The following is a 22400-nucleotide window of genomic DNA, read 5'->3' as shown; positions in this document are numbered from 1 at the left end:
CCAAGAGCGCTTTGCGGGTAATGTAGGCAGTTTCTTCAAATGGAGTGGGAAAGGTCGCTTATGCGCGATGCCCTGCTCAACAACGCTCCTTGAATGCAGGGCACAGGGCACAAAAAAGCCGACATCACTGTCGGCTTTTTTGGATCACTGTTTCGGCGCGGGCGCCGGTGCAGTGGCCGGTGCAGCAGGCGCCGGGGCTGGCGCCGCGCTGCCCGGTTCGGTCGGTTTCGGCAGCGGGTCGTCGAACAGGTTCAGCCGTTCGCGCAACTCGTGGGCCGGCACCGGTTGCTGATCCGCCGGCAAGGCGTTCGGGTCGACCGGGGAGGCCGGAGCCCCGCCGTTCTGACCTTGGTCTGCCGGTTTTGCGGCATCGGCACCTTGCGCACCTTCGATGGCCGCCTGGGCTTTTTTGGTCAACACCACGATGTCGATGCGGCGGTTGACCGGGTTGAACGGGTTCTCCTTGTCGAACAGCGCCGACGAGGCGTAACCCACCACGCGAGCCACTTGAGCGTCCGGATAACTGCCTGCCACCAGTGCCCGCCGCGCGGCGTTGGCACGGTTGGCCGAAAGCTCCCAGTTGCCGAAGTCGCCGTTGCCCACGTAAGGCTTGGCATCGGTGTGGCCGCTGATGCTGATTTTGTTCGGCACCGCTTTGATGGTGTCGGCCATGGCCAGCAGGATGTCTTCGAAGTATGGCTTCAGGCGTGCAGAACCGGAGTCGAACATCGGCCGGTTCTCGGCGTCCATGATCTGGATGCGCAAGCCGTTCGGCGTGATTTCGAACAGGATCTGGTCCTTGAATTTCTGCAGCTGCGGGTTCTCGTCGACCTTGTTCTGCAGTTCTTGCAGCAGCAGCTCCAGGCGTTCCTTCTCGACCTGCTCGGCCATGCCTTCGACCTGATCGGTGTCGACCGTGACCTTGTCCGGTTGCGGCTGAGACTTCACTTCAGGGTTGAGGGTGTTTTCCGGCGCCAGGGTCGGCGTGCCGCCCAGATCGATGATGTACGGCGTACCGCTCTCGGAAAAACCGACCGGGTCCTTGAAGTAACCGGCGATGGCGATCTTCTGCTCCGGGGTCGCGGTGGACAGCAGCCACAACACCAGGAAGAACGCCATCATCGCCGTCGCGAAGTCGGCGAAGGCAATCTTCCACGCCCCGCCGTGATGCCCGCCGGCAATGCGCTTGACGCGCTTGACGATTATTGGCTGGTTATTTTCCATGGCTTAACGACCGCGAACGGCTTGTTCCAGCTCGGCAAAGCTTGGACGGTGAGCCGGGTACAGAACCTTGCGACCGAATTCGACAGCCAGCGACGGCGGCATGCCGGAGGCCGAAGCCACCAGCGAGGCCTTGATGGCTTCATAAACGTTCAGCTCTTCCTTGGCATCGTGCGCCAGCGAGTGCGCCAGCGGGCCGAAGAAGCCGTACGCCGCGAGGATACCGAAGAAGGTACCGACCAGTGCCGCACCTACGTGCAGACCGATGGACTTCTGATCGCCGTCACCCAGAGACGCCATGGTCACCACGATACCCAGTACCGCCGCGACGATACCGAAACCCGGCATGCCGTCGGCAATGCCGTTGACGGCGTGCGATGGATGCTCCAGTTCTTCTTTCAGGCTGTAAAGCTCCATGTCGAACAGGCCTTCCAGCTCGTGGGGAGCCATGTTGCCGGAGGACATGATGCGCAGGTAATCGCAGATGAACGCGGTCATGCGTTCGTCTTTCAGTACCGCCGGGTACTTGGCAAAAATCGGGCTCGCGGCGGCGTCTTCGATGTCGCCTTCGATGGCCATCATGCCTTCACGGCGGCTCTTGTTGAGGATCTCGTAGATCAGGCCGAGCACTTCCAGATAGAACGTGTGGCTGAAACGCGAACTGAACATGCTCAGGGACTTCTTGAGCACGTGCATCGTCATGTAACCGGGGTTGGCCTGCAGGAATGCACCGAGTGCCGCACCGCCGATGATCATCACCTCGAAGGGCTGGATCAGGGCGGCAATCTTGCCGTGGGAGAGCACGTATCCGCCGAGCACGCTCGCGAATACGACGATGATGCCGATAATTTTAGCCATAGGTAGAAAGGTACTTGTTTAAGTCGGGTTCAAGGTCATATTCGGAAGTTAAAAAATCTCTTCTTCTACTTATCGGCAAAACTGCGCCAGACTATAGCCAGTTCAGGCGAAAAGCCAATTTAGCCCATGCCGGGCGCGTCTACAGTCAGTGAAGATCTCGTCCAGACATGGCTAATGAAACGAACGTCCCACACGTGAAACCGACCACACTCGATGGCTGGGTGAAGTTGCTCGACAGCGTTCGCCTGCCAGTACCGCAAGACGCCCATGACCGAGTCTGCCGGGCGATTCGAGATGACCGCCGCTCGCTGCGCGACATCGCCGACCTGATGCAGGACAGCCCGGCGCTGGCCCTGAGCATCATCCGCGAAGCCAACCGCCACACCCATGGCAACATGACCGCGCCGGCGGAAAACCTCGAAGTGGCGATCAATCGCCTCGGCCTTGGCCGCACCGAGGAACTGCTGGCGCGCCTGCCCGCCGAACCTGCCGCGCAAATTCCCCAGGCCCTGCGCCAGCTGCAGATGATCAGCCAGCACGCCACGCAACAGGCCAACGGCTTTTTTGCCAGCCGCCTGGCGCGACTTTGGCAGGACATTCATTGGGGCAGCCTGCTGTTTCTGTCGCCGCTGTGGCCGTTGGCGCTGACCTTTCCCAAATTGCTTGAAGAGTGGGAAGTGCGGGTTATCCACAAAGGCGAATCAGCGCGCGTCGTGGAAAAGCAGCTGTTCGGTGTGCGCCTGCTGAAAATCGGCGAAGCGCTGGTGGAAGCCTGGCGTCTGCCGATCTGGGTGCAGCAAGGCTATCGACTGCTGCTGAACGAGCAGCGCGAACTGGTCAAGGTGCTGCGCATTGCCCGCGACGTCGATCATCCGCTGCGCCAGCAAAACCGCCTCGATGACGATCCGACCCTGCGCCGCTGGCTCAATCAACCGGCCAACACCGTGTTGCTGGCCAACGGCCTGGCCCTCTCGGCGCAACAAGCCTGGGACAGTCCGCACAGCGAGCGCTGGCAATACCTGACCAGCCTCTACCTGCAAATCTCGATGGACGAGGTGCAACAGCAGCTGCACCAACAGGCTGCCGTCAGCGCTCGCCTTCATTCCATGCCGGACCTGTGGCACCCGGCGGTTTCGCTGTTGTGGCCGTGGGGAACCCGTCGGCTGCCCGCCGGAATGCTCCCGGCGGCGGCGCCGTCCGCTGAAGATCTGACCCAGTGGCGCCGGCAGTGCGCCGAACTGCTGGCCGTGCCAAGCCGTTTCACCAACGCCATGAGCCTGACCGTCGCCGCCCGTGACGCGCTGGTCGCCAGCGGCATGCGCCGGGTGATGATCCTGATGGCCGACCGCAGCCACGCCAATCTGCGCGTCCATCAAACCTCGGGGTTGCCGAAGGAAGCCGCTGCGCTCAATTTCGTCGTCAGCCAGAGTTCGGTGCTGCAACGCCTGCTCGCGCAGCAGGCGCAAGTGCGGATCACCCCTGACAACAACGCCCAGTTTTCCGCCCTGCTCCCACCTTCGCTGCGCACGCTGTTTCGTGGCGAACATCTGTTCCTGCGCTCGCTGGTGAACAACGGCCGGGTGATCATGATCGTGGTCGCCGACCAGGGTGGCGGGCCGTTCGCCGACATCACCGTACAAGCCTTCGGCAAAACCGCGCAGTGCATCGAGAAAGCCCTGCACAGTTTTAGCCAGCGCGGCCAATGACAGCTACAATCCATCCCCTTTGTGCTCTGGAGACCTCACATGTCTGATTTCTCTGGCCTGGCCCTGGTGATCGAGCCGAGCGACCTGCTGCCGCGCCTCGAATCCCGCGATCTGATTCTGGTGGATCTGACCAGTGCCGCCCGCTACGCCGAGGGACATATTCCCGGCGCACGTTTTGTCGATCCGAAACGCACTCAGCTGGGTCAGGCGCCGGCTCCGGGCCTGTTGCCGAGCAAAGAAAAACTCGAAGAACTGTTCGGCGAGCTCGGCCATCGCAAGGACGCGGTCTACGTGGTCTATGACGACGAAGGCGGCGGCTGGGCCGGGCGTTTCATCTGGCTGCTCGACGTGATCGGTCACGACAAATACCACTATCTCGACGGCGGTCTGCCGGCGTGGCTGGCGGAAGGTTCGCCGATGTCGATCCAGATTCCTCCGGCGGCGGGCGGCCCGGTTGCCCTGACCCTGCACGAGGAACCGACCGCCACCCGCGAATACCTGCAAAGCCGTCTCGGCGCTGCCGACCTGGCGATCTGGGACGCCCGCGGGCCGCTGGAATACTCCGGCGAGAAAGTCCTCGCGGCCAAGGGTGGACACATCCCCGGCGCGGTCAATTTCGAATGGACGGCGGGCATGGATCAGGCGCGCCAGTTGCGCATCCGTACCGACATGCCGCAGATCCTGGAAAACCTCGGGATCACCAAGGACAAAGAAATCATCACTCACTGCCAGACCCACCACCGGTCCGGTTTCACTTATCTGGTGGCCAAGGCCCTCGGTTATCCGCGGGTCAAGGGCTACGCCGGTTCCTGGGGCGAATGGGGCAACCACCCCGATACCCCCGTCGAGCTTTAAGGATTTTTAAGGACAGTCATGAAAGAGCGTTTGTTTATCATCAGCCAGTACCTGCTGCCGCATCACCTGCTGTCGCGCCTGGCCGGCTGCGTCGCCGAGTGCCGCGTGCGCTGGTTCAAAAATGCCTTCACCACCTGGTTCGCCAAGCGTTATCAAGTGGACATGTCCCAGGCGCTGGTTGAAGACGTAACCGCTTACGAGCACTTCAACGCCTTCTTCACCCGTGCCCTGAAAGACGGCGCACGTCCGCTGGACCAGACCCCGGGCGCGATCCTCAGCCCGGCCGACGGCGCGATCAGCCAGCTCGGCCCGATCGAGCACGGTCGCATCTTCCAGGCCAAGGGCCACAGCTTCAGCGTGCTGGAGCTGCTGGGTGGCGATGCGGCGAATGCTGCGCCGTTCATGGGCGGTGAATTCGCGACTGTTTACCTGTCGCCGAAGGACTACCACCGCGTGCACATGCCGCTGGCCGGCACCCTGCGCGAAATGGTCTACATCCCGGGCCGGATCTTCTCGGTCAACCAGACCACCGCGGAAAACGTCCCTGAGCTGTTCGCCCGCAACGAACGCGTGGCGTGCATCTTCGACACCGAGCGCGGGCCTATGGCCGTGGTGCTGGTGGGCGCGATGATCGTGGCCTCGATCGAAACCGTGTGGGCCGGTCTGGTCACGCCACCGAAGCGCGAACTGAAAACCTTCCGCTACGACGAAGCTGCCCGTGCGCCAATCCATCTGGAAAAAGGTGCAGAACTGGGGCGCTTCAAGCTGGGTTCGACCGCGATCGTATTGTTCGGGCCGGATCAGGTGAAATGGGTTGAAGAAATCAAGGCCGGCTCGCCGGTACAGATGGGTCAGGCCCTGGCACTGTCCAACGCCTGAACCTGTTGATCCGCCCTTTCGCACATCTGCGAAGGGGCGGACACAACCTGAGTGGCGTCGTTACTCTATCTGCCCACGAAAGCCGATCGGCCCTTCGTTGGCGCAGATATGGCTGCCGCCGAGGTTGTTCCCTCCGTCACTGAACGTGACGTTCAACGCGATAACGTTCTGGTTATCCCGCCCGCCGATCACCCACTTGCCACAAGCCTGGTAGTGCCTGCCGAAATGGCACCAGGCCAGCAGGCCAGCGGTAAAAAAGCCTGACAATCGCCTGCGAAACAGGCCACAACTGCTAGAGTTTTTGGCATTGCCCTATTCGCCGCCGGAGCTTGCCACGGCATGAGTGAGCCACGATCACGACCCCAACTGAGCGCCCCGACGCCCACGCAGTTGCGCCTGTCCTTCTGTGAAGCCACCCCGCGCGACCTCAAACGCTGGATCGCCAACCTGCCCAAGGCCAACATCGGCGAAACCGCGCGTCTGCTGTATCAAAGCCTAGGCGAACTCAATCAACTGCTGACGCCCAGCGACAACCGCCTGCATCTGCTGGAACTGTTGCGGCCCGAGGTTTATTTCGTCTGCCAGCACCTGGAGCGGCACTTTCTGCATCAGGCGATCATGCTCGATGAGCGCTCGCGCAAGATCAGCAATCTGTGCCAGGCCCTGCAAAGCCAACTGGCCATCGGTTACAAACAAATCATTCTGCGGATCGCGCCAAAGTACTCGCGGGATCGTGCAGCCCTGCTGAGCGAAGCGCTGCAACGCGCGGCTCATGCGCTGAAAGCGCAACTGGTTCGCGCCACGCAGCTGTACAGCGCCGCGCCGGAACAGCTGTGGTTCGAGTTGCATCAATTGTTTCGCTGCGCTTGCGAGCTGCAACTGCAACATCGCCGGGTGCGCGATGACCTTGCCAGCCTGACCGGCGAGTTGAGCGTCGAGCAGACCTACCTCGCCGCCCTGTTGCTGGGCAGCGCCCGTTGTAATCAATTGCGACAGAACCAGATCGCACGCCTGGCCCAAGTAGTGGAACCGTGGAGTGCCTGGCTGAAACTGCACCCCGCCAATCAGGGCGAGGGGCTGTTCGCGGTTTCGGCCGAGATCGACGCCGGCCCGCGTTACCGCTCCCAGTTTCGCAGCGAGCAACAGGCCCTCCTGCTCGGCTTCGATCCGCAACCGCTGGTGAATGCCATCGAAGCCCACCTGCTGCATCAGGATGCGACCACGCCGCTGCCCGTACCGGCCGGCCTGACCCTCGACACCCTGCAACATTTGCACGCTACCTGGGGCGAAGCCGCCGAACGCAGCTTCCAGCGCACCGTCGGCCAGGGCAACCTGACCGTATGCGTCGGCATGAGCGCCCTGCACTTCTACCTCGGCGGCGAACGCACCTTCAGCGAACTGCTCAAGCACCCCGGCGCCCGTGCGGCGAATTTCAGCCGCGCGGTGGTTCAGGGCGAAAAGGACAGCTGGAGCCAAGCCTTCGATGCCGCGCCGCAGAGCACGTCCGATGAATTGTTGCCCTACGAGGAAATCCGCTACGAACCACTGATCGACGATGAAGGCGACACTGACAGCCCGCCGCATTACCCGACCTACGCCTTGCCCGTCATCAATCACAGCCCCGGTGGTTATTGCCTGGCCTGGCCAAAGGACGTACCGGCCGAATTGCAGGCCGGGGAAATGGTCGGGATTCAGGACAGCCTCAATCAGGGCTGGAGCATTGCCGTGGTGCGCTGGATCCGCCAGGTGCGCGGCGCCGGCACCCAAATGGGCATCGAACTGGTAGCTCCGCATGCCCGGCCATGCGGGTTGCAACTGGTGCGTTCGCGGGATGATCACAGCCAGTATCTGCGCGGTTTGCTGTTGCCGGAGATCAGCGCAATCGACTTGCCGGCGACGCTACTGGCGCCGCGACTGCCGTTTCAGGAAGGCAATAAAGTGCTGATCAACACACAGGGCGAAGAGCACCGCGCCGGACTGGATCGGCGGGTGGCCAGCACTCACAGTTTCAATCAGTTTGCCTATCGCTCGCTGGAGGGTGCGCAGAATGGCGGGGGCGAAGAGGATTTCGACTCGTTGTGGAAATCCCTTTGAGCCAGGATCGCAACCGAGGGCTGCGATCCTGTGCACGGGTCAGAGCTGCCCGTCGCGATCCCGGAAGCCCAGCAGGTACAGCACGCCATCCAGACCGAGGGTCGAGATCGCCTGCTTCGCCGACTGCTTGACCAGCGGCTTGGCGCGGAACGCCACGCCCAGACCGGCGATGGCCAGCATCGGCAGATCGTTGGCGCCGTCACCCACGGCGATGGTCTGCTCCAGGCGCAAACCTTCTTTTTCAGCCAGCTGCTTCAGCAGATCGGCCTTGCGCTGGGCATCGACGATCGGCTCGATGGCCACGCCGGTGCACTTGCCGTCGACCACTTCCAGTTCGTTGGCGAACACGTAGTCGATGCCTAGTTTGGCCTGCAGTTGCTTGGCGAAGTAGGTGAAGCCGCCCGACAGGATCGCGGTCTTGTAACCCAGGCGCTTGAGTTCGGCGAACAGGGTTTCGGCGCCTTCGGTCAGGCGCAGGGAGGCGCCGATCGAATCCAGCACGCTGACATCCAGGCCCTTGAGCAATGCCAGACGCTCCTTGAAGCTGGCGCGGAAATCCAGCTCGCCGGCCATCGCCCGCTCGGTGATTGCCGAAACCTGGTCGCCGACGCCGGCGGCTTTGGCCAGCTCGTCGATGACTTCGGCTTCGATCAGGGTCGAGTCCATGTCGAACACCGCCAGACGACGGTTGCGACGGAACAGCGAATCTTCCTGGAAGGCGATGTCGACGTTCAGCTCCTGGGCCACGCTGAGGAATTCGGCGCGCAAGGCCTGCGGGTCGGCCGCTTCGCCGCGCACGGAAAACTCGATGCAACCCTTGCCCTTGTCCGCCGGAGTGTCCAATGGCATGCGACCCGACAGACGGTCGATATGGTCGATGTTCAGGCCGTATTTGGCGGTGATCGAGCTCACGGCCTGCAACTGGCCGGCGGTGACCTTGCGGGTCAGCAGGGTAACGATGTGGCGTTTCTTGCCCTGATTGCCCACCCATTGCTGGTAATCCTCTTCGGATACCGGGGTGAAGCGCACCTGCTGGTCGAGCTCATAGCCCTTGAACAGGATGTCCTTGAGCACCGACTTGCCTTGCAAGGAGTCGGGAATTTCCACCAGGATGCCGAACGACAGCATGTCGTGGATCACCGCCTGACCGATGTCGAGGATATTCACACCACCCTGCGCCAGTACACCGGTAATGGCCGCCGTCAGACCCGGACGGTCGACTCCCGTGATGTTAATCAGGACGATTTCGCGCAACGCGCACCCCCGCAACTGGAAAAAAACCGCATTCTACCCACTTTCAGTGACCATCGGGCACCGCCAGCGCTTTGCCGGTCTAGGGCCTGTCGCTATACTGCGCGTCAACTTCACGGACAAAAGAGCCGAGCTCAGTGAACCGGCCCACGCCAGTTAAAACCGATAACTTCTTTCTGCTGATCTTCCGTGCACTGCGCCACCGCCGTGTACCGATTGCATTGCGCATTGCCAGCCATAACGTGATCCTGGTCGCCCTGGCCCTGGTGATCTATGCCTGCGTGATGGGCCTGCAGTTCAAGCAGGCCATGCACGAGCAGGCCGATGCGCTGGGCGAAAGCCTGACCACGCAGACCGCCACCTCCGCGACCGAGCTGCTGGTGTCCAACGACATCCTCAGCCTCAACGTGCTGCTCAACAACCTGACCAAGAACAAGCTGGTGGCCCACGCCGCCATCTACAGCGTGGACAACCGCATCCTCGCCGAGTCCGGTCAGCGGCCCAAGCACGGCCTGCTGGGCGAAGCCGAGGGCATGTACGAAAGCAAGATCACCTTTCAGGACGTGACCGCCGGGCAACTGCGCATCAGCCTGGACATGGATCAGTTCCAGCAGCCGATGACCATCAGCCTGCAAAGCATGGGCATCCTGAGTGCGATTCTGCTGGCACTGTCCCTGGCCCTGAGCCTGCGTCTGGGCCGGCACCTCTCCACGCCGCTGCTGCAACTGCGCGTGTGGCTGCGGCGGATCGACGAATACACGCCGGGAATCGAGCGTCAGGACGAGATCGGCGATCTTGCCCGCCAGTTACACGCCAGCTATGCCCCGGAGCCGGCCGAACCGGAGCCCGAACCGGAACCCGAGTTCGACGACGAGCCGGAATTCGAAGTGCGCAACCTGCGTGATCCGAGTTTCGACGAAAGCCGCCCGATGGCCGCGCACAAGCCTGCCCCACGCCATGTGGTCAGCACCGTTGAAGACGACGATGACGAAGATCCGTTCGCCGACCTGCGTGACGAGTCGCTGAGCGAAACCGCACAACCGGCCGTGCGCCGACCGACCCCGAGCGTGCCGCAACATACGGCGGTGCTGGCGGTGCAACTGGGCTCGCAGGAACAACTGCGCCGCTTGCCGCGTGCGCGCCTGGAAGAGTTGCAGGATCGCTATCGCGACTGTCTGGAACAGGCCGCTTCGCTGTATCAGGGCGAAATCGAAACCCTGAACGATGGCAGCACGCTGATGCTGTTCCACACCGAAGACAGCGGCGACGATTACCTGACCAATGCCATCTGCTGCGGCGAGCTGCTGCGGGCGCTGGGCCACCAGTTGCAGATCGAAGTCGCCGACAGCGGCATCACCCTGCAATTGCAGCTGGGCCTGACTCTTGGTGACGAACTGTTCGGTCTGAGCCAGATTGACCTGCTGTTGACCGACAGCGCTCAAGACGCCCTGGCGCTGTCGCAACACAGCCGCAACCTGCTGCTGGTGGAGCGCAAGATCGGTGACGACGCGCTGATCCGTCAGCGTGCGCGGATCCGGCCGATTGCCAGCCCTGAAGGCGCCTGCTGCGTGGAGCGTTTGATGGAGCCATATCCGTCGATGCTCGAGCGGCAACTGGCGCGGATGCATGAGCGTCGGGCCTGAGGCCTTGATGTAAAGAAGCCCGCAGATGATCACTCGTCTGCGGGCTTTTTTGTGTGTGGCGTTCTGGATTCTTTATGCACTCTCGACAGCCCCTCACCCTACCCTCTCCCTCCAAGCGGTCCGACGTTTCGGGAGGGTTCGGGTGAGGGGCTTTTGATCGTCCACGCAGAGCCCCAGACACAACAAAGCCCGCACAAGGCGGGCTCTGTCCTGACTCGTTCCAGCCTTAAAAGCGGAACACTTCCATATCGGTACGAATCGGCGAAGCCATCGGGATCTTCGGCTGCTTCTCGGCTTCCGCCGCCGGTGCTGCCGGCTTCGGTGCCGGTTTGCGTGGCGCTTCGGCAACCGGTGGCTGGTTGGCCAACGGCTTGAGCGCGACCGACAGTTGCTCGGCCAGACGCTGCAGCAGAATGCCTTGCGCCTGAACCTGGGAAGCCGTGCTGCCACTGTGCAGTTCTTGCAAGTGGACGATGCGGTTGTCACGCACCTGGCCACGACGGTCGAGCAGTCGCCACTGCGCGTCAAGAATCGCCGGCTGTTTTGCGCCGGAGTCCAGACGAGTGATGGTCAACAACACTTGAACATCGGGAGTGAACCCGGTGGTCGCCGGTGCCAGTACCACCCGCTGGCTGTCCAGACGACCGGCAACCTGACGCAGCAGCAATTGATCGATATCCGACGAAAGGCTACCAGCCCAGCGACCATCGACCGAGGCTTGCAGGCTGCCGTCCGGTTGACGCTGCAACAGGGTTTCCCGCTGCAGGTAATCGGCAACGATTACAGGACCCAGCAGAACTGCCATGCCTGAGCTTTGCGCAGGCTGAGCCGGACTTCCGCTGTCCAGCTGATACAGCGACACCGGCTGGTGAACGCTGCAACCCGCCAGGCCAAGAACGCCGGCGAGCAGGAAAATAAGGGGGCGCAGAGAAGTCATCATCCCGTCCAGGTGGCCGCCACAAGGCTGACCACAGTGAAAATACTCAGCAAATATGAAGAACGCTCGGCCACGCCGGCGCTTGGAAAGGCCATATCATCCGTGAATATGCGTTCCGACTCCAGCGCCAAAGCGGCGATCTACGGGTTAAATCGAAGATCGGACGCTCTAGAGAGGCGTTCTCACTCATTTTCTCCGCCGGAGAAATCAGTACGAACGCCCCCTGGCCGCTTAATTGAGGTTTTCGACGAGCAGCGCATCCACCCGCTGGAAGCCACGTGGCAGTTTGTTACCACGGCGACCACGCTCACCTTTGTAGTGTTCGAGGTCGTCGGCCTTCAGCGACAAGGTACGTTTTCCGGCCTGCAGCACCAAGGTGGCGCCTTCCGGAAGAACGGCGATGTCCGTGACATATTCTTCGCGACTGGCCACACGCTCACCGGAAATACCGATGATCTTGTTGCCTTTGCCCTTCCCTAATTGTGGCAGGTCGCTGATCTTGAAGATCAGCAGGCGACCCTCGGTCGTTACCGAGGCCAGCCAGTTGTGCTCGCGGTCGGCCACCGGACGCGGCGCGATCACCTTGGCGTTGTTCGGCAGGCTCAACAGCGCCTTGCCGGCCTTGTTCTTGGCCTGCAGGTCTTCACCTTTCACCACGAAACCGTAGCCGGCGTCAGAGGCGATCACGTACAGCGAGTCCTCTTCCGGCATCAGCACACATTCGAACGTTGCGCCCGGCGGCGGCGTCAGACGGCCGGTCAACGGCTCGCCCTGGCCTCGTGCCGATGGCAGGGTATGGGTGGCTAGCGAGTAACTGCGGCCCGTGGAGTCGATGACCACGGCCGACTGGTTCGAACGCCCCGCCGCCGAGGTCTTGAAGCCGTCGCCAGCCTTGTACGACAGGCCGGTGGCGTCGATATCGTGGCCCTTGGCCGAACGGATCCAGCCTTTTTCCGACAGCACGACGGTGACTTTCTCGTTCGGCAGCAGATCGTGCTCGGTCAGCGCCTTGGCTTCAGCGCGCTCGACGATTGGCGACCGACGGTCATCGCCGTAGGTTTCGGCGTCTTTCAGCAGCTCACTGCGAACCAGCTTCTTCAGCTTGGCTTCACTGCTCAGCAGCGCTTGCAGCTTGGCTTGTTCCTTGAGCAGTTCATCCTGCTCGTCGCGCAGCTTCATCTCTTCCAGTCGCGCCAACTGACGCAGACGGGTATCGAGGATGTAATCGGCCTGGATTTCGCTGAGGGCAAAACGCTCGATCAGTTTGGCTTTCGGCTGATCCTCGGTGCGGATGATGTGAATCACTTCATCCAGGTTGAGGTAGGCAATCAGCAAACCGTCCAACAGGTGCAGGCGGCGCTCGACCTTGTCGAGGCGGAATTGCAGCCGGCGACGCACGGTCAGCACGCGGAATTCCAGCCACTCCACCAGCAACGCACGGAGGTTTTTCAGCTGCGGCTTGCCGTCCAGACCGATGATGTTGACGTTGACCCGATACGTCGACTCCAGCTCGGTGCTGGCGAACAGGTGCTGCATCAACGCTTCGTGATCGACGCGGCTGTTGACCGGGATGATCACGATGCGGCACGGGTTCTCGTGATCGGATTCATCGCGCAGGTCGGCGATCTGCGGTGCTTTCGACGGCTTGGCCTGCATCAGCGCGGCGATCTGCTCCAGCACTTTGGCCCCGGAGACCTGGTGCGGCAGCGCGGTGATGATGATGTCGCCGTCCTCGACGTGGTACACGGCGCGCATGCGCACCGAGCCCTTGCCGGTTTCGTACATTTTCAGCAGGTCGGCGCGCGGAGTGATGATTTCCGCTTCGGTCGGGTAGTCCGGGCCCTGGATGTGTTCGCAAAGCTGTTCGACCGTGGCTTTCGGCTCGTCGAGCAGGCGCACGCACGCGGTGGCGACTTCGCGCAGGTTGTGCGGCGGCACATCGGTGGCCATGCCCACGGCGATACCGGTGGTGCCGTTGAGCAGGATGTTCGGCAAACGTGCCGGCAACACCAGCGGTTCCTGCAGGGTGCCGTCGAAGTTCGGGCCCCAGTCTGCGGTGCCCTGGCCCAGTTCGCTGAGCAGCACTTCGGAATAACGTGACAGCCGCGCTTCGGTGTAACGCATGGCGGCGAAGGATTTCGGATCGTCCGGCGCACCCCAGTTACCCTGGCCGTCCACCAGCGTGTAGCGATAGCTGAACGGCTGGGCCATCAGCACCATCGCTTCGTAGCACGCCGAGTCGCCGTGGGGGTGGAACTTGCCGAGCACGTCGCCGACGGTACGCGCCGACTTCTTGTGCTTGGAATCGGCATCCAGCCCCAGCTCGCTCATGGCGTAGACGATACGCCGCTGTACCGGTTTCAGACCGTCGCCGATATGCGGCAAGGCACGGTCCATGATCACGTACATGGAGTAGTTGAGGTAGGCATTTTCGGTGAAGTCAGCCAGCGACCGGCGTTCTACGCCATCTAAGCTGTCTGCAAGGTTGTCGCTCATGCGGGCCTCATCGGTTCGTTGTCTGGCGCAGCAGCATGGTGCCGCCGCGCTGAGTAAATTCAAGTTTGTTCAGGGCGCTCATGCCGAGCAGCACCTGATCGCCATGCAGGCCGGGCGCCACTAGTGCGCGGACATCCCGCAGCACGATGTCGCCCAGTTGCAGGCGGTCGATCCGGGTGCGATAGCCCTGGCTCAGGCCATTGGCCGTGCTCAGGGTCACACCGAAACCTTCTTCCAGCCGAAGGTTTTTCGCCACTTCGGCCGGGATTGCCACGTCGGTCGCGCCAGTGTCGAGCATGAACTCCACCGGCCGACCGTTGATCAGGCCGCTGGCGACAAAATGTCCCTGGGCGTTGCCGATCAGTTTCACTTCGATAAAGCCGTTACCCTGCTGCGAAGCCACTTCCACATTGGGATTGCGCTGACGCTCTTCCCACTGGCCGAAGAACCGCGTGGCCAGAAACAGCGCCGCGCACCAGGCCAGAATCATCAACACCCGACCGGCGCGCCTGCCCGGCGGTTGCTGGCTCATGGCTTGGCGCTCCAGCCACCCTCGGGCGCGGCGAATCGCCAGATGATCGGGCGGACCTCGCCATCGGCCCGGGGACCAAAATTGTTGTCGACGCCGATCCACGCACCTTGAGCATCGACCACAAGCGCCTCTTCCAGCCCGAAGTTCTGCGAATAACGACGATTGGCCTGCAACAACTCGGCCGCATACGACCAGCAAAGCTCGACCTTGGCCGTCAGCGCATCGCGACGACAGATCTGGTACGCGTTGCGCTCAAGGGTAAACAGTTTGCCGTTGAACAGGGACACGTCGGAAAAATCCCGATTGACCGGGCGGGCTTTCGGGAACTGCGGCGGTTGCATTTCCATCCCGCCCTCGCTGAGCAGCACGCAGCGCCCGTCACAATCCCAGACCGTCTGCTGACGCTTGATCATCAGCAAGCCACGGCTTTGCCGCTCCGCAGCCAGCCACATCTGATCGCCCGCCGGATTGATCGCCAGGCCTTCGAATATCGCGTTGAACTGCAGCAACATCCCGCTGGCCCGCGCCTCGCGGACCATCATCGGCGAGATTTTCAGCCACGACGACGGCCCCTGAGGCGGCACTTGCAGCACCGCTGCGTGGGCTTCGCTGACAATGTAGCGGTTGCCGGCGCTGTCGCAGGTGATGCCTTCGAAATCCAGATCGCCGCCCCGAATGAACGAAGCCGCCCAGGTGCGCGAGCTGATGCCCCACGGCAAGCCGCTGTCCGGCACTTTCGGCGGATCGATGCGCACGGCCGTGGCCTGCCAGACCCGGTCGCGGATATCGAGACGGTAGATCTGGTCATCGTCGCGATCCGAAACGGTCCACAGATCATTGCCACACAAGGCCAGCCCCGACAGGTTGCCGCCGCGCATGCCTTCGACCGGGTGCTCGGCGAGCACGCGCAGCTCTTGCGCAGGCTCTGCCGACACCGTCATCGAACCCAGCAGCAACGCACCCGCCAAGGCCCAGCCAAACCGCATCAGGCCAGAACCTCGGCGAGGTTGCCCTTGGATTCAAGCCAGGTCTTGCGGTCGCCGGCGCGTTTCTTCGCCAGCAGCATGTCCATTATTTCCGAGGTCTGGGCGAAGTCGTCCCCGAGGGTCAACTGCACCAGGCGCCGAGTGTTCGGGTCCATGGTGGTTTCACGCAGTTGCGGCGGGTTCATTTCACCCAGACCCTTGAATCGGGTGACCTGCGGCTTGCCGCGTTTCTTCTCGGCCACCAGACGGTCGAGGATCCCGTCGCGCTCGGCCTCGTCGAGGGCGTAGTAGATTTCTTTGCCCAGGTCGATGCGGTACAGCGGCGGCATCGCGACGTAGACGTGACCAGCGTCCACCAGCGGGCGGAAATGCTGGACGAACAAAGCGCAGAGCAAGGTCGCGATGTGCAGACCGTCGGAGTCGGCGTCAGCGAGGATGCAGATCTTGCCGTAGCGCAGCTGGCTCATGTCCTCGGCGCCCGGATCGACACCGATGGCCACGGCGATGTTGTGCACTTCCTGGCTGGCCAGCACTTCGCTGCCGTCGACTTCCCAGGTATTGAGGATCTTGCCGCGCAACGGCAGGATCGCCTGGAATTCCTTGTCCCGCGCTTGCTTGGCCGAACCGCCGGCGGAATCACCTTCCACCAGGAACAGCTCGGAACGCATCGGGTCCTGCCCCGCGCAATCGGCCAGTTTGCCCGGCAATGCCGGTCCCTGGGTGATGCGCTTGCGCTCGACTTTCTTGCTGGCCTTCAGACGACGGCCGGCGTTGCTGATCGCCAGCTCTGCCAGCGCCAGACCGGTTTCCGGGTTGGCGTTGAGCCACAGGCTGAACGCATCCTTGACCACGCCGGAGACAAATGCCGCCGCTTCACGGGACGACAGACGTTCCTTGGTCTGGCCGGAGAATTGCGGTTCCTGCATCTTCATCGACAGGACGAAAGCGATGCGCTCCCAGACGTCCTCCGGGGCCAGTTTGACGCCACGCGGCAGCAGGCTGCGGAATTCGCAGAACTCGCGCATCGCATCGAGCAGCCCCTGACGCAGACCGTTGACGTGGGTACCGCCCTGCTCCGTCGGAATCAGGTTGACGTAGCTTTCGGTGACCGAAGTACCGCCTTCAGGCAGCCACAGCAGGGCCCACTCGACCGCTTCCTTGGCGCCGGCCAGGTTGCCGCAGAACGGCGCGTCCGGCAGACGCTCGAATTCGCTGACCGCATCCACCAGATAGGAGCGCAGGCCGTCTTCGTAGTGCCACTCGACCTTTTCGCCGGTGCCTTTGTCTTCGAAGCTGATCAGCAGCCCCGGGCAGAGAACGGCCTTGGCCTTGAGCACGTGCTTGAGGCGGCTGATGGAGAATTTCGGCGAATCGAAGTATTTCGGGTCCGGCGCGAAGTACACGCTGGTCCCGGTATTGCGCTTGCCAACGGTGCCGATGACTTGCAGATCGGTGGCCTTGAAGCCATCGGCGAAGGTCATTTCGTATTCGTTGCCGTCACGTTTGACCCGCACCCGCACCTGGGTCGACAAGGCGTTGACCACGGAAATACCCACCCCGTGCAGACCGCCGGAGAACTGGTAGTTCTTGTTGGAAAACTTGCCGCCCGCATGGAGCTTGGTGAGGATCAGTTCGACGCCCGACACGCCCTCTTCCGGGTGAATGTCGACCGGCATGCCACGGCCGTCGTCGCAGACTTCCAGCGAATGGTCGGCGTGGAGGATGACCTGGATCGATTTGGCGTGGCCGGCCAGGGCTTCGTCGACACTGTTGTCGATGACTTCCTGGGCAAGGTGGTTCGGCCGACTGGTGTCGGTGTACATGCCGGGGCGCTTGCGCACCGGGTCGAGGCCCGAGAGGACTTCGATGGCGTCGGCGTTATAGGAGCTAGCGCTGGGAGTGGCCATAGGGTCTCGTCGTCAGTGATTCAATGAAAATGGGGCAAGACTTCACAGTGCGGTGAAATCGACTGCCTGATAGATATCGGCGCCAATCCCGGCAAAGCTGAGCAATGCCGGCAATTGTGTAACAAATCCCTGGAAACTGTGGTCGCCGCCAGCCTGGATGCGCAAGGCACAGGCCCGGTAATACTGCTGGGCAAGGCGATAATCCAGTGTTTCATCGCCGGTCTGCAACCATACCTGATAACGCTGCGGATCCTGTGGCGCCGGCACTTCCAGCTCGGCCAGGGCCGTCACGTGGTCGTGGGTCAGTTCCCAGGTCTCGTCGGTGTACAGGTTTTTCTGGGTGCCCAGGTATCCGTCGAACATCCGGTGCGGACTGACGGCCGGGTTGACCAGCAGGGCTTTCAGGCCATGGCGCTCGGCCAGGTGAGTCGCATAGTAGCCGCCGAGCGAACTTCCCACCAGCAACGGCCGGCCGAGTTCGGCAATTGCCTGTTCCAGCTGACCGATGGCTTCGCGCGGGTGGTGATGCAGCGCGGGGACACGCAGTTGATCGCTCAAACCCAGCCGCTCCATCACCTCGACCAGCTGACAGGCCTTTTTCGAAGCCGGCGCGCTGTTGAAACCATGGATATAGAGAATCGAACCGGACATTTGAGCTCCCTGGGCGTCGGCTGAAGATAGCGGAGTTTACAGGGAGTCGAGGGGTGTTGGGCCAGCACCCGAGGAAAACAGCGCTGTGCCCGTCAATCAGTAACCGTCGGAGCCGTAATCGACAGTGAACCGGAAATCAGTGACACGCTCCACGCCAGTCTCGATCCGCCCGTCCGGCAGCAATCGCAACCAGCGATACCCCGGCGCCTGTTCGCCAACCTTGAAATCTTCGCTGCCCGGCTCGAACTGGATGCAGGTCGACGGCGAGGCGATCAGCCTTACGCCGTTGCGTTCGCGGTCGATTTCCTGATGGACATGCCCCCACAGCACGGCGCGGGCCTGCGGGAAACGGTCGAGCACTTCGAAAAACGCTTCCGGATTGCGCAAGCCGATCGGCTCCATCCAGGCGCAACCGATCGACACCGGATGGTGGTGCAAGCACACCAGATGATGGCGATCCGGCGCTTCGCTCAGGGAGCTGGCGAGCAATTGCAGTTGGTCGTCCTGCAGATACCCCGGCACCGATCCGGGCACTGCCGAATCGAGCAGGGTCACGCGCCAGTTGCCGACATCCACCACGGACTCCAGCAACGCACTCTTGACCGTCGCCTGAGCCATGATCTGGGGTTCATCGTGGTTGCCGGGGATCCAGCGGGCCGGCGCATCGATCTGCGCCGTCATCTGGCGGAATTGCTGGTAGGACTCCAGCGTGCCGTCCTGGGACAAGTCGCCGCTGGCAACGATCAGGTCGATCCGCGGTTGCTGTTCGAGCACCAGCTCGATGACTTTTTGCAGACTCTCGCGGGTATTCATGCCCAGCAGCGTTCTGTCCGCCTCGGCGAACAGATGACTGTCAGAGAGCTGCACCAGCAACGCCGTGTCGGCGGTGGTCAAAGTCGATACGCTCGGCAAGGCGTTCTCCCCCGGGATCGCGGGACTGGATAGGTGCGGCAATTATGCGGGGGGACAGCGTAAAGAGAAACCGGCGAAACGGACGCAGTTCACAACTTGCGGTGGTTATCGGACCGCCGCGTATTCGTGTCCGCACGCCAGGCAGTGACTCAGCCATTCGCCCAGGAACAGATTGAGCTGGGCCTTTTCGTCCGGCTGATGCATCGCCGCATTCGGGTAAGGATAGACGCCGCGAAAACGTCGCGCATGCTCGGCGCTGATCACCTCGGCCATGCGCGCGTCGTGATAGACCTGCACTTCCAGTTGCGGCACCGGCAGCCACGGCAGGCTGTGTTCCTGGCGCACTTGCAGGGTCGTGGTGTACGGACAGGTCTGCAGCACCTCGAGCGCCAGAACGCCGAGCATCTGGTCGCCCTGGGTCACGGCAATGCGCCGGGCCTGCGGGTCGTTGCGCATGTCCGGCAACAGTCGCATGAGGCGCGCGTAGTTGGCCTCGCAGGCGGCTTGCAGCCCCACGAGGTCGACGCGGTAGCGATCGCGCAACTTGTTTACGACCATAGCCCCCTCACTTCGGCGCGGTTGAGCGCCAGCCACTGCAAGGCGATGATGCTCGCCGCATTGGCAATCTGTCCGTCGCGTACAGCCTGCAAGGCATCTTCGAAAGCCCAGACCGTGACGCGGATATCTTCGGCTTCTTCTTCCAGACCATGCAGGCCGCCTGCGCCTTCCGTGCTGCAACGCCCCAGGTACAGATGCACGAATTCGTTGCTGCCGCCCGGCGATGGAAAGTATTTGGTCATTGGCCACAGGGCCTTGATGTCCAGCCCAGCTTCCTCCTGCGCTTCGCGGTGAGCAACTTCTTCCGGCTGTTCATCCTTGTCGATCAGACCGGCGACCAGTTCCACCAGCCACGGGTTGTCGGCCTTGCCCATGGCGCCGACACGAAACTGCTCGATCAGCACCACTTCATCGCGCTGCGGATCGTAGGGCAGCATGCACACGGCATCATGGCGCACGAACACTTCACGATTGATTTCGCGGCTCATGCCACCGGCGAACAGTTCATGGCGCAAATGCACGCGATCGAGCTTGTAGAAGCCCTCGTAGCATTGCACCCGCTGCACGATATCGACGGCGGTTGGAATGGCATTGGCAAAATCGGTCATGGGCATCCTCGTCTACTGCAGATTCCAATACGAGGTTCGTCTTGCTAATGGCGACCTCGACTTCGCGCCATCCTAACGCGCCCGTGACATTTGATGCAGCCCCTTTACTGTCAGCGGGATGGACGGTGAAGGCGAAACCCACTCTAATTAGCTTAGTGGCGAACTGACCGCTTCGTTGAGAGTCGAAGCGGTAACTTTTTGCCTTCCCCTGCTTCAGAAAGGACGCCCATGTCGCTTTTCAAAATTGCCTCCGTGGCCGCCATCGCCCTGACCCTGGGCGCTTGCGCCAGCCTGTTCCAGCCCAACTACCGCACGCCGCTGGAAACCACCCGCGACGCCTCGGAAACGCTGAAACCCGGTTGTTCCAACCCGGATTGCCCATTGGTAAATATCGATACCTTGCGCTTCCCGGCAGAGCCTGCCTTGGATGGCATCATCGAAAAACGCCTGCTGCAAATGACCCGCACCGCACCGAACGCGCCGGTAGCACCAACGCTGGCAGCGTATCGCGAGCAATTCCTGGCCAACGCCGGCCCGCGCAACAGCAGCTATTTGCAGGCGAAAGTACGCGAGCAGCATGACGGTCTGGTGATCATCGAAACATCGAGCTACCTGGACACCGGCGGCGCCCACGGTACGCCGGGACGCGGCTTCATCAACTATTCGCGTCAGCAGCACAAAGTGCTGACCCTGGCGGACATGCTGCTGCCAGGTCAGGAAGAGGCGTTCTGGAAAGCGGCCCAAGTAGCGCACAACAGCTGGCTGATCAGCACCAAGCTCGATCAGGAACCGGAGTTCGTGAAGAGCTGGCCGTTCGTCAAAACCCCTAACGTGGCGCTGACCTACGGCGGCGTGATCCTCAAGTACGACGTGACCACCATCGCGCCTTATGCGCTGGGCCACGTCGAACTGAAAATCCCTTACCCGCGCCTGAATGGCATTCTCAAGCCCGAGCTGTTTCCCGGCCGTAACTGAAAGCCCGACCGAGCACGAGTTGCAGCAGCCCTGCCAGCACCAGCGCCGGCAGGGTCGCGCCGACATCCGGATACAGGTTGGCCAGCAAGTGATAGGTGCTGATGCCACCCAGCCAGGCCAATAGTGCCGGCCAGCGCAACGCGGCCGATGCCACCTGGGCACTGCGCTTGCGCAGGATGAAGTGATCCACCAGTACCACGCCGAACAGCGGTGCGAACACCGAACCGATCAGCAACAGGAAGTTCTGGTATTGCGCCAATGGCGCGAGCAAGGCGATCAGGGTGCAGATCACACCGATGGCCAACGCCAGATGCTCGACTTTCAGACGCAACAGAATCCCGCTGGAAACCGCCGCCGAGTGAATGTCGGCGAAAGCGTTTTCCGACTCATCCAGCAGAATCAGCAACAGCGGAATGCCCAGACCTGCGCCAGCCAGCGCCAGCAGCAGCGCGTTGACCTCACCGCTCGGCGCAAAGGCCAGGGTGTAGGCCACGCCCAGGCTCATCAGCCAGAAATTGCCGATGAAGAAACCGATCGCTGTGCCGCCGAATACGTTCTTCGCCCGCTGACCGAAGCGCGAGTAGTCGGCGATCAGCGGCAGCCACGACAGCGGCATCGCGATGGCGATATCGAAGCCCACGGCGAGCGGCATCGAGCCATCCCCGGCCTGTGCCCACAAGGCGGCGAGATCGGCCTTGGCAAACAGGTTCCAGGTCAGCCAGATGCACGCGCCCAGAATCAGCCAGATGCCCCACTTGCGCAGGATCTTGCGCACGAACGTCAACGGCCCGCTGACCGCCAGCAACGTCGCCAGCGCACCGAAGCACAGGGTCCACAACATCGGACTGGCCCACAGCGAACCTTCGCTGAATGCACGAGTGCCGAGCAGGCTGGCCGCATCGCGCATGACGATGATTTCGAAAGAACCCCAACCGATCAGTTGCAGCAGGTTGAGCAGCGCCGGCAGGCTCGCGCCTTTGCTGCCGAGGCTGAGTTTCAGCGCGGCCATCGACGACAGGCCGGTGTCGCTGCCGATCACGCCAACGGCGGCCAGCAACAAGACGCCGACCAGGGTGCCGAGGAAAATCGCCAGCAGCGCTCCCGACAGGCCCAGCCCCGGCGCCAGCAGTGCACCGGTCTGCAAGACCATCAGGCCGATGCCGAGGGAGAACCACAGGGAAAACAGATCGCGACCGCCAAATACACGCTGGCTGGCGGGCACGGCGAGGTCGGGGGAATAAGTACCGGGTTGAATGCTCAAGGGTGTTATCTCAGAGGGACATTTGTTGTTGTGTCGACCGTATTCGCGAGCAAGCTCGCTCCCACTTTGG

20 protein-coding genes are annotated in these 22400 nt (G+C 62.2%); 6 read left to right on the top strand and 14 right to left on the bottom strand.

The window, feature by feature from the left end; all coding sequences use genetic code 11:
• Positions 1 to 144: 144 nt before the first annotated feature.
• Both motB and motA read right to left on the bottom strand, forming a co-directional pair.
• On the bottom strand, positions 145 to 1224 hold the full coding sequence (motB, locus tag AC1MDC_RS27200; protein ID WP_480394080.1) for a flagellar motor protein MotB: 1080 nt from the start codon (positions 1222 to 1224) through the stop codon (positions 145 to 147).
• A 3-nt stretch (positions 1225 to 1227) separates the two neighbouring features.
• Positions 1228 to 2079 (bottom strand): flagellar motor stator protein MotA, encoded by an 852-nt coding sequence (motA, locus tag AC1MDC_RS27195; protein ID WP_085685206.1) that lies wholly within the window; start codon positions 2077 to 2079, stop codon positions 1228 to 1230.
• A gap of 167 nt (positions 2080 to 2246) precedes the next feature.
• Here motA and AC1MDC_RS27190 point away from each other — a divergent pair, with 167 nt between their 5' ends.
• The 3 genes from AC1MDC_RS27190 to asd are packed head-to-tail and all read left to right on the top strand — an operon-like array spanning position 2247 to position 5519.
• Positions 2247 to 3785 (top strand): HDOD domain-containing protein, encoded by a 1539-nt coding sequence (locus AC1MDC_RS27190; RefSeq protein WP_085701025.1) that lies wholly within the window; start codon positions 2247 to 2249, stop codon positions 3783 to 3785.
• Between the two features lie 39 nt (positions 3786 to 3824).
• The gene (locus AC1MDC_RS27185) at positions 3825 to 4640 is read left to right on the top strand and encodes a rhodanese-like domain-containing protein (protein WP_064379082.1); all 816 of its coding nucleotides are present in this window, start codon (positions 3825 to 3827) and stop codon (positions 4638 to 4640) included.
• Between the two features lie 18 nt (positions 4641 to 4658).
• A complete protein-coding gene (gene asd, locus AC1MDC_RS27180; RefSeq protein WP_085701027.1) occupies positions 4659 to 5519 on the top strand; it encodes an archaetidylserine decarboxylase in 861 nt (286 codons plus the stop codon).
• Positions 5520 to 5579: 60 nt separating this feature from the next.
• On the opposite strand, the gene AC1MDC_RS27175 is transcribed toward asd, so the two are convergent.
• Complete coding sequence (locus AC1MDC_RS27175; RefSeq protein WP_256574821.1) at positions 5580 to 5786, bottom strand: hypothetical protein; 207 nt, start codon at positions 5784 to 5786, stop codon at positions 5580 to 5582.
• A gap of 72 nt (positions 5787 to 5858) precedes the next feature.
• On the opposite strand from AC1MDC_RS27175, the gene AC1MDC_RS27170 reads away from it, so the two are divergent.
• The gene (locus AC1MDC_RS27170) at positions 5859 to 7613 is read left to right on the top strand and encodes a molecular chaperone (protein WP_480394079.1); all 1755 of its coding nucleotides are present in this window, start codon (positions 5859 to 5861) and stop codon (positions 7611 to 7613) included.
• Positions 7614 to 7652: 39 nt separating this feature from the next.
• Here the strand turns inward: AC1MDC_RS27170 and serB are convergent, their stop codons facing one another.
• Positions 7653 to 8867 carry a phosphoserine phosphatase SerB gene (serB, locus tag AC1MDC_RS27165; RefSeq protein WP_085701029.1) on the bottom strand — a complete coding sequence of 405 codons (1215 nt, stop codon included), beginning with the start codon at positions 8865 to 8867 and terminating at the stop codon, positions 7653 to 7655.
• Positions 8868 to 9001: 134 nt separating this feature from the next.
• Here serB and AC1MDC_RS27160 point away from each other — a divergent pair, with 134 nt between their 5' ends.
• A complete protein-coding gene (locus tag AC1MDC_RS27160; protein WP_480394078.1) occupies positions 9002 to 10507 on the top strand; it encodes an AhpA/YtjB family protein in 1506 nt (501 codons plus the stop codon).
• Positions 10508 to 10733: 226 nt separating this feature from the next.
• Here AC1MDC_RS27160 and AC1MDC_RS27155 read toward each other — a convergent pair whose 3' ends face one another.
• The 9 genes from AC1MDC_RS27155 to AC1MDC_RS27115 all read right to left on the bottom strand — a co-directional run bounded on the left by AC1MDC_RS27155 (position 10734) and on the right by AC1MDC_RS27115 (position 20094).
• Positions 10734 to 11444 carry a PqiC family protein gene (locus AC1MDC_RS27155; RefSeq protein WP_085701031.1) on the bottom strand — a complete coding sequence of 237 codons (711 nt, stop codon included), beginning with the start codon at positions 11442 to 11444 and terminating at the stop codon, positions 10734 to 10736.
• A 231-nt stretch (positions 11445 to 11675) separates the two neighbouring features.
• Positions 11676 to 13940, bottom strand: a complete 2265-nt coding sequence (gene parC, locus AC1MDC_RS27150) for a DNA topoisomerase IV subunit A (protein ID WP_085701032.1) — start codon at positions 13938 to 13940, stop codon at positions 11676 to 11678.
• A 7-nt stretch (positions 13941 to 13947) separates the two neighbouring features.
• Positions 13948 to 14472, bottom strand: a complete 525-nt coding sequence (locus AC1MDC_RS27145; protein WP_085701033.1) for a retropepsin-like aspartic protease family protein — start codon at positions 14470 to 14472, stop codon at positions 13948 to 13950.
• A complete protein-coding gene (locus tag AC1MDC_RS27140; protein ID WP_085685234.1) occupies positions 14469 to 15458 on the bottom strand; it encodes an esterase-like activity of phytase family protein in 990 nt (329 codons plus the stop codon). The genes AC1MDC_RS27145 and AC1MDC_RS27140 overlap by 4 nt, the downstream gene beginning before the upstream one ends.
• Complete coding sequence (parE, locus tag AC1MDC_RS27135) at positions 15458 to 17365, bottom strand: DNA topoisomerase IV subunit B (RefSeq protein WP_085701034.1); 1908 nt, start codon at positions 17363 to 17365, stop codon at positions 15458 to 15460. Before parE ends, AC1MDC_RS27140 begins: the two co-directional genes overlap by 1 nt.
• Positions 17366 to 17407: 42 nt before the next feature.
• Positions 17408 to 18016: a YqiA/YcfP family alpha/beta fold hydrolase gene (locus tag AC1MDC_RS27130; RefSeq protein WP_085705238.1), complete on the bottom strand. Its 609-nt coding sequence runs from the start codon at positions 18014 to 18016 to the stop codon at positions 17408 to 17410.
• 96 nt (positions 18017 to 18112) lie between these two features.
• Positions 18113 to 18928 (bottom strand): 3',5'-cyclic-AMP phosphodiesterase, encoded by an 816-nt coding sequence (gene cpdA, locus AC1MDC_RS27125; protein ID WP_085705240.1) that lies wholly within the window; start codon positions 18926 to 18928, stop codon positions 18113 to 18115.
• A gap of 105 nt (positions 18929 to 19033) precedes the next feature.
• A complete protein-coding gene (locus AC1MDC_RS27120) occupies positions 19034 to 19486 on the bottom strand; it encodes a DUF1249 domain-containing protein (RefSeq protein ID WP_227234244.1) in 453 nt (150 codons plus the stop codon).
• Positions 19477 to 20094 (bottom strand): NUDIX domain-containing protein, encoded by a 618-nt coding sequence (locus AC1MDC_RS27115; protein ID WP_085701038.1) that lies wholly within the window; start codon positions 20092 to 20094, stop codon positions 19477 to 19479. The genes AC1MDC_RS27120 and AC1MDC_RS27115 overlap by 10 nt, the downstream gene beginning before the upstream one ends.
• 228 nt (positions 20095 to 20322) lie before the next feature.
• Here AC1MDC_RS27115 and AC1MDC_RS27110 point away from each other — a divergent pair, with 228 nt between their 5' ends.
• Complete coding sequence (locus AC1MDC_RS27110; RefSeq protein WP_085701039.1) at positions 20323 to 21069, top strand: RsiV family protein; 747 nt, start codon at positions 20323 to 20325, stop codon at positions 21067 to 21069.
• Here the strand turns inward: AC1MDC_RS27110 and cytX are convergent.
• Positions 21038 to 22330: a putative hydroxymethylpyrimidine transporter CytX gene (cytX, locus tag AC1MDC_RS27105; RefSeq protein ID WP_085701040.1), complete on the bottom strand. Its 1293-nt coding sequence runs from the start codon at positions 22328 to 22330 to the stop codon at positions 21038 to 21040. The two genes, AC1MDC_RS27110 and cytX, sit on opposite strands and share 32 nt — an antisense overlap.
• Positions 22331 to 22400: the final 70 nt, after the last annotated feature.

The organism is Pseudomonas sp. 1 (assembly GCF_056626735.1).
This window is presented reverse-complemented; position numbering and strand designations above follow the sequence as displayed.